The following is a 6,824-nucleotide window of genomic DNA, read 5'->3' on the forward strand; positions in this document are numbered from 1 at the left end:
GGGCATAGCCGAGCTCGCCCGCCCGGGTCAGTTCGTCGCCCTGGCGGTCGGGGGCGAGACCTCCGGGACGCTGCTGCGGCGCTCGTTCTCGATCCACAAGGTCAGCCCCAGCGGCACCTACGGCGGCACCGTCGAGATCGTCGTGTCCGCCGTCGGCGTCGGCACGCGGTGGATCGTCGAGCGCGCCCCGCACGACCCGATCGACGTCGTCGGTCCCCTCGGCAAGGCGTTCCCGCTGCCCACCGCCCCCGTCGCCTGCGTCCTCGTCGGAGGCGGCTACGGCAGTGCCCCGCTCTTCTGGCTCGCCGGCGAGCTGCGCGAGCGTGGCTGTCACGTCGAGATGGTCCTCGGCGCGGCCAGCGAGGACCGGCTCTTCGGCGTGGTGGAGGCCCGGCGCAGCTGCGACGGGGTCACCGTGACGACCGACGACGGCTCGGCCGGCCAGCGGGGCTGGGTCAGCGACCCGCTGCCCGAGATCATCGACCGCACCGGCGCCGGCGTCGTCTACGGCTGCGGGCCCATGGGGATGCTCGAGTCGGTCACCCGGGTCGCCCAGGCGCACGGCGCCGTGGCCCAGGTCGCCGTCGAGGAGTCGATGGCCTGCGGCGTCGGTGTCTGCATGACCTGCGTCATGCCGGTCGTCGGCTCCGACGGGAGGACGCGGATGGTGCGCTCGTGCGTCGAGGGACCCGTCTTCCGCGGTGACCGCGTCCGGTGGGACGCCTTCGACGGAGGTCATGCCCGCGTGCCGGACGACGCCGTCGGCGCCCCGAAGGTGGGTGGCCACTGATGGTGGACCTCTCCGTCGACCTCGGGGGCGGGCACCGCCTGCCCAACCCGCTCATGACGGCCTCGGGCTGCGCTGCGAACGGCAAGGAGCTGCACCGCTTCTTCGACGTCGCCGACCTCGGGGCGTTCGTCACGAAGTCCGTGATGGCCGACCCGCGATCGGGTCGCGGCACCCCGCGCATGGCCGAGACGCCCTCCGGGATGCTCAACTCGATCGGCCTGCAGGGGCCGGGCATCGAGGCGTTCGTCGACGAGGACCTGCCGTGGCTCGAGTCCGTGGGCGCCCGCGTGCTGCCCTCGATCGCCGGCAGCTCGAGCACCGAGTTCGCCCACGTCGCGGCCAGCCTGCGCGCGAGCCGGGCCTTCGACGCCGTCGTCGGCGTCGAGGTCAACATCTCGTGCCCCAACGTCGCCAACCGCGGTCTCGTCTTCGCCTGCGACCCGCTCGCCTCGGCCAAGGTCATCGCACTCGTGCGCGAGCAGCTCCCGCGCCACATCCCGGTCTTCGCGAAGCTGAGCCCGGACGTCACGGACATCGCGGCCATCGCGGCGGCCTGTGTCAAGGCCGGCGCCGACGGCCTGACGATGATCAACACGCTGCTCGGCATGGTCATCGACACCGACCGGATGCGGCCCCAGCTCGGCGGCGTCACCGGTGGTCTCTCGGGACCGGGCATCCGTCCCGTCGCGGTCCGCGCCATCTGGCAGGTGCGCCAGGCGATGTCCGAGGGACGCATGAGGACCGTGCCGATCATCGGGGTCGGGGGAGTGCGCACGGGGCGCGACGCCCTCGAGCTCGTCGCGGCCGGCGCGAGCGCGATCCAGGTCGGCACGGCCGTCTTCAACGACCCGTCGGCCCCGGTCCGGGTCCTGCGTGAGCTGTGCGAGCTGCTCGAGGCCAAGGGCTTCGAGCGGTTCACCGACGCCGTCGGCGTCGCGCACGGCCGCTGAGACGCCGTCGGCGTCGCGCACGACCGCTGAGGCCCGCCGACCCCAACCACGCGAGCCACCGGAGCCCCAACCAGTCGAGAACGAACGGAGACCGACCATGAGCAAGGCCTTCGGGGCCCGCCTCCACGAGGCCATGACCACGCACGGCCCGCTGTGCGCCGGGATCGACCCCCACCGCGCGCTGGTCGAGGCGTGGGGACTGACCTACGACGTGGCGGGGCTCGAGCGGTTCGCGCTCACCTGCGTCGAGGCGTTCGCCGGCAGGGTCGCCGTGGTCAAGCCACAGTCGGCCTTCTTCGAGGTCTTCGGCAGCCGTGGGCTCGCCGTCCTCGAGCGGGTGCTCACCGAGCTGCGCGAGGCAGGGACGCTGACGATCCTCGACGCGAAGCGCGGCGACATCGGGTCGACGATGGCGGCATACGCCCAGGCCTACCTGGGGCCGGACGCCGTCGCCCCGCCGGACGCGCTGACCGTGAGTCCCTACCTCGGCTACGAGTCGCTGCGCCCCGCGATCGACCTCGCGGAGCGGCACGGGCGCGGGCTCTTCGTCCTCGCCCTGACCTCCAACCCGGAGGGCGCCGGTGTCCAGCACGCCGTGCGGGGCGGCGAGTCCGTCGCGGCCTCGATCGTCCAAGGCGCCGGGGGTGACAACGCCGCGGCGCGGGCCCGGGGTGAGCTCGGGAGCATCGGTCTCGTCATCGGTGCGACGGTCGGCAGCGCGGTCCACGACCTCGGGCTCGACCTCGTCGAGGCCGCGACCCCCGTGCTGGCCCCCGGCTTCGGCGCGCAGGGCGGGACCGTCGAGTCGCTCGCGGCGACCTTCGGCCCCGCGCAGGGCCAGGTCCTGGCCTCCTCGAGCCGGGAGATCCTCGGCGCAGGACCTGACCCGAGCCGTCTGGTCGCGCAGACGCACCGCGTCCTCGAGTCGCTGCGCGGCTGACGCCCGGGCGGAGCCGGCGCCCGGACGAGGTGCAGGTTGCGGGACCCCCGCCCCCGCGTTGCGGCGCGCGCCGCCAGATCGCTAGGTTCGGCGGAGACATCACGAGACGTGGAGAACGACGGGGGCGCGGGGCGCTTCCCGAAGGCAGCAAGGAGACCGAAGACCGTGGCGCTTCCACCGCTCACCCCGGAGCAACGGGCCGCAGCACTCGAGAAGGCTGCAGCCGCCCGTCGGGAGCGTGCTGCGGTCAAGAACCGGCTGAAGTACTCCAGTGGCTCGCTCGCCGAGGTCCTCGAGGACGGCAAGGTCGACGCGGTCATCGGCAAGATGAAGGTCACCGAGCTGCTCGAGTCGATGCCCGGCGTCGGCCGGGTCAGGGCCAAGGCGATCATGGCGGAGGTCGGGATCGCCGAGTCCCGCCGCGTGCGCGGCCTCGGCGCCAACCAGGTCGCGGCGCTGCTGCACCGCTTCGAGAAGCCGTGATGGCGGCAGACGGAGCCTCGTCCGCGGAGCCCCAGCACGACGCGCCCCGGCGCGGCCGCCTCACGGTGCTCGCCGGCCCGACCGCGGTCGGCAAGGGCACCATCGCCGCCTACGTCCGCACCCACTTCCCGCGCGTGTGGTTCTCGGTCTCGATGACCACACGGAGCCCCCGGCCCGGCGAGGTCGACGGCGTCCACTACCACTTCGTGGACGACCACGAGTTCGACCGGCTCGTCGAGGCGGGCCAGTTCCTCGAGCACGCCGTCGTGCACGGCGCGGCCAAGTACGGCACCCCGCGCGGGCCCGTCGAGCGGGTCATCAGCGAAGGTCGCGACGCCCTGCTCGAGATCGACCTGCAGGGTGCCCGTCAGGTGCGGGAGACGTGGCCCGACGCCCTCTTCGTCTTCCTCGCGCCGCCGAGCTGGGACGAGCTGGTGCGCCGTCTCGTCGGTCGCGGCACCGAGGGCGAGGCCGAGCGGGAGCGCCGACTGTCCACCGCCCGGGCCGAGCTGGCCGCCCAGAGCGAGTTCGACGAGGTCGTCGTCAACGACGATGTTCGTCGGGCCAGCGAAGAACTCGTATCATTGATGAGATCGGGACGCGCCGACCGGTGAGTCCCGCCCTGATGTGTGCCAGCCGACGGCATACGGCCGCGCGGCCGTCGACGTCGCGTCGCACACCTCACACCCGCTGAAACCAACGAAACGAGATCACTGTGTCCGGTACCCAGGCTGCTCCCATCGGCATCACCAACCCGCCGATCGACGACCTCCTGACCGTTGCCGACTCGAAGTACGCGCTCGTCATCTACTCCGCCAAGCGCGCTCGCCAGATCAACGCCTACTACTCGCAGCTGCAGGAGGGCCTGCTCGACTACGTCGGCCCGCTCGTCGAGACCGAGGTCCACGAGAAGCCGCTGTCGATCGCGCTGCGCGAGATCAACGAGGGCCTGCTGACCTCGACGCCCACCGAGGCCTGAGCACCTCGACGAGACCGGAGCAGCCGATGCGTGTCGTCCTCGGGGTGAGCGGCGGCATCGCCGCCTACAAGGCGTGCTCGCTGCTCCGGCTCTTCACCGAGCACGGGCACGACGTCACGGTCGTGCCCACCGCGGCGGCGCTCGAGTTCGTGGGCGCGCCGACGTGGGCGGCCCTGTCGGGCAAGCCGGTCAGCACCGAGGTGTGGACCTCGGTCCACGAGGTGCCGCACGTGCGCATCGGACAGTCCGCCGACCTCGTCGTGGTCGCGCCGGCCACCGCGGACCTCCTCGCGAAGGCCGCACACGGGCTCGCGGACGACCTCCTGACCAACACCCTGCTCACCGCCCGGTGCCCGGTGGCGTTCGCGCCGGCCATGCACACCGAGATGTGGGAGCACCCGGCCACGCAGGCCAACGTCGCCACCCTGCGCTCGCGCGGTGCGCACGTCATCGACCCCGCGGTGGGCCGCCTCACCGGCAAGGACACCGGCGCCGGTCGTCTCCCCGAACCCGAGGCGTTGTATGCCGCGTGCCTCGCGATCGTCGAGGGTGGCGCTCCGGCTCCGGCGGAGGCACCCATCCGCGATCTCGAGGGCCGCCGCGTCGTCGTCTCCGCCGGAGGCACCCGCGAGCCGCTCGACCCGGTGCGCTACCTCGGCAACCGCTCGTCCGGCAAGCAGGGCGTGGCCATCGCGCGTGCGGCGGCCGAGCGCGGGGCGAAGGTCACGCTCGTCGCGGCCACGATGTCGGTCCCGGTGCCCGAGGGCATCGACGTCGTGCCCGTGGAGACGACCCTCGAGCTCAAGCGCGCCGTCGAGGAGGCCGCCGACGGCGCTGACGTCGTCGTCATGGCCGCGGCCCCGGCCGACTTCCGGCCCGCGTCGGTGAGCGACAGCAAGATCAAGAAGTCCGATCCCGACGGCGGCCTGACGGTCGAGCTCGTCGAGAACCCCGACATCGTCCGCGCCCTGGTGACGGCACGCGACGCCCGCGGTGGCCGGGCGCCGCTCGTCGTCAGCTTCGCGGCCGAGACGGGCGACGCCAGGGGCAGCGTCATGGACCACGCCCGCGCGAAGTTCGCCCGCAAGGGCAGCGACCTCCAGGTCGTCAACCAGGTGGGCACCGACCTGACCTTCGGCAAGGACGACACGACCGTGCACCTGATGCTGCGCGGCAACGACGAGGTGACCACGGTCGGACCCGCCTCCAAGGACGCCGTGGCGGACGCGCTGTGGGACGCCATCTCGCCGCTGCTGGACTGAGCACTAGACTCTCGCCCCAACGTGGGCGCGTGCCTCGCGGAAGGCCCGAGCAGGCTCCCGCGCAGCACCCCGCCGCACGCATACGACCCCCGCATCACCCACACACCACCCCGCACCCGAGCTAGGGAGAGCAAGTGTCCGCACGGCTGTTCACGTCCGAGTCCGTCACCGAGGGACACCCGGACAAGATCTGCGACCAGATCAGCGACTCGATCCTGGACGCCCTGCTGACCGACGACCCGCAGGCGCGCGTCGCGGTCGAGACGATGGTCACGACCGGGCTCGTGCACGTCGCCGGCGAGGTGTCGACGACGGCCTACGTCGAGATCCCGAGGATCGTGCGCGAGACCATCCTCGAGGTCGGCTACGACGGCTCGCAGAAGGGGTTCGACGGCCGCACCTGTGGTGTCTCGATCTCCATCGGCGCGCAGTCGCCCGACATCGCCCAGGGCGTCGACACCGCGCACGAGCACCGCACCGGCGAGGTCGGCGACCTCCTCGACAAGCAGGGCGCGGGGGACCAGGGCCTGATGTTCGGCTACGCGTGCGACGACACGGCCGAGCTGATGCCGCTGCCGATCCACCTGGCCCACCGTCTGTCCGAGCGGCTGACCCAGGTGCGCAAGAGCGAGGAGCTGGCCTACCTGCGCCCCGACGGCAAGACCCAGGTCACCATCGCCTACGACGGCGACCGTGCCGTGTCGCTCGACACCGTCGTCCTCTCGACCCAGCACGCACCCGACGTCTCGCTCGAGGGCATGCTCGAGCCCGACATCCGCACCCACGTCATCGAGCCGGTCCTCGCCGAGCTGCGCGACAGCGGCACGGACCTCGACGTCAGCAGCTACCGGGCGCTCATCAACCCGACCGGCCGCTTCGAGATCGGTGGCCCGATGGGTGACGCCGGCCTGACCGGCCGCAAGATCATCGTCGACACCTACGGCGGCATGGCCCGCCACGGCGGCGGTGCCTTCTCCGGCAAGGACCCGAGCAAGGTCGACCGCTCGGCCGCCTACGCGATGCGCTGGGTCGCCAAGAACGTCGTCGCCGCCGGTCTGGCCCGTCGCTGCGAGGTCCAGGTCGCCTACGCCATCGGCAAGGCGCAGCCCGTCGGCCTCTACATCGAGACGTTCGGCACCGAGACCGTGCCCGTCGACGCGATCCAGCAGGCCATCGGCGACGTCTTCGACCTGCGCCCGGCCGCGATCGTCGACGCGCTCGACCTGCTGCGCCCGATCTACCGCCCGACCGCCGCCTACGGCCACTTCGGCCGCACCAAGGCCGACGGCGTCGAGAACCCGTTCACGTGGGAGCGCACCGACCGCGTCGAGGCCCTGCGCAACGCCGTCTCCGTCTGAGTATAGGTTCGCCCTCGTGGGCGATCAGAACGACGAAACCAGGCATCGACCGGCCTCAGGGC

The 6,824-nt window shown here is 72.4% G+C and carries 8 protein-coding genes; all 8 read left to right on the top strand.

Features of this window, described 5'->3' with window-relative positions; genetic code table 11:
- Positions 1-790, top strand: a 790-nt coding sequence (locus AC1DP0_RS15525) for a dihydroorotate dehydrogenase electron transfer subunit (RefSeq protein WP_478085750.1), incomplete at its 5' end; no start/stop codon positions are given.
- Positions 790-1,740, top strand: coding sequence for a dihydroorotate dehydrogenase (locus AC1DP0_RS15530; RefSeq protein ID WP_478085753.1), 951 nt, complete (start codon positions 790-792; stop codon positions 1,738-1,740). The genes AC1DP0_RS15525 and AC1DP0_RS15530, both read left to right, overlap by 1 nt.
- Before the next feature lie 97 nt (positions 1,741-1,837).
- Entirely contained in the window at positions 1,838-2,680 is an 843-nt protein-coding gene (pyrF, locus tag AC1DP0_RS15535; RefSeq protein ID WP_478085757.1) for an orotidine-5'-phosphate decarboxylase, read from the top strand.
- Between the two features lie 165 nt (positions 2,681-2,845).
- On the top strand, positions 2,846-3,163 hold the full coding sequence (gene mihF, locus AC1DP0_RS15540) for an integration host factor, actinobacterial type (protein WP_030201881.1): 318 nt from the start codon (positions 2,846-2,848) through the stop codon (positions 3,161-3,163).
- Positions 3,163-3,777: a guanylate kinase gene (gmk, locus tag AC1DP0_RS15545; protein ID WP_478085760.1), complete on the top strand. Its 615-nt coding sequence runs from the start codon at positions 3,163-3,165 to the stop codon at positions 3,775-3,777. The genes mihF and gmk overlap by 1 nt, the downstream gene beginning before the upstream one ends.
- A gap of 101 nt (positions 3,778-3,878) precedes the next feature.
- Positions 3,879-4,142, top strand: a complete 264-nt coding sequence (gene rpoZ, locus AC1DP0_RS15550) for a DNA-directed RNA polymerase subunit omega (protein WP_030201887.1) — start codon at positions 3,879-3,881, stop codon at positions 4,140-4,142.
- A 26-nt stretch (positions 4,143-4,168) separates the two neighbouring features.
- The gene (coaBC, locus tag AC1DP0_RS15555) at positions 4,169-5,404 is read left to right on the top strand and encodes a bifunctional phosphopantothenoylcysteine decarboxylase/phosphopantothenate--cysteine ligase CoaBC (RefSeq protein WP_478085762.1); all 1,236 of its coding nucleotides are present in this window, start codon (positions 4,169-4,171) and stop codon (positions 5,402-5,404) included.
- Positions 5,405-5,538: 134 nt separating this feature from the next.
- Positions 5,539-6,762 (top strand): methionine adenosyltransferase, encoded by a 1,224-nt coding sequence (gene metK / locus AC1DP0_RS15560; RefSeq protein WP_478085765.1) that lies wholly within the window; start codon positions 5,539-5,541, stop codon positions 6,760-6,762.
- Positions 6,763-6,824 lie beyond the last annotated feature (62 nt).

The sequence above is a fragment of the Terrabacter sp. P5_B1 genome (assembly GCF_056400505.1).

What these genes read in the sequence shown, in the direction of transcription:
- gmk (WP_478085760.1), top strand. Translation starts at nt 3,163, where the DNA reads ATGGCGGCAGACGGAGCCTCGTCCGCGGAGCCCCAGCACGACGCGCCC.
- AC1DP0_RS15530 (WP_478085753.1), top strand. Translation starts at nt 790, where the DNA reads ATGGTGGACCTCTCCGTCGACCTCGGGGGCGGGCACCGCCTGCCCAAC.
- coaBC (WP_478085762.1), top strand. Translation starts at nt 4,169, where the DNA reads ATGCGTGTCGTCCTCGGGGTGAGCGGCGGCATCGCCGCCTACAAGGCG.
- pyrF (WP_478085757.1), top strand. Translation starts at nt 1,838, where the DNA reads ATGAGCAAGGCCTTCGGGGCCCGCCTCCACGAGGCCATGACCACGCAC.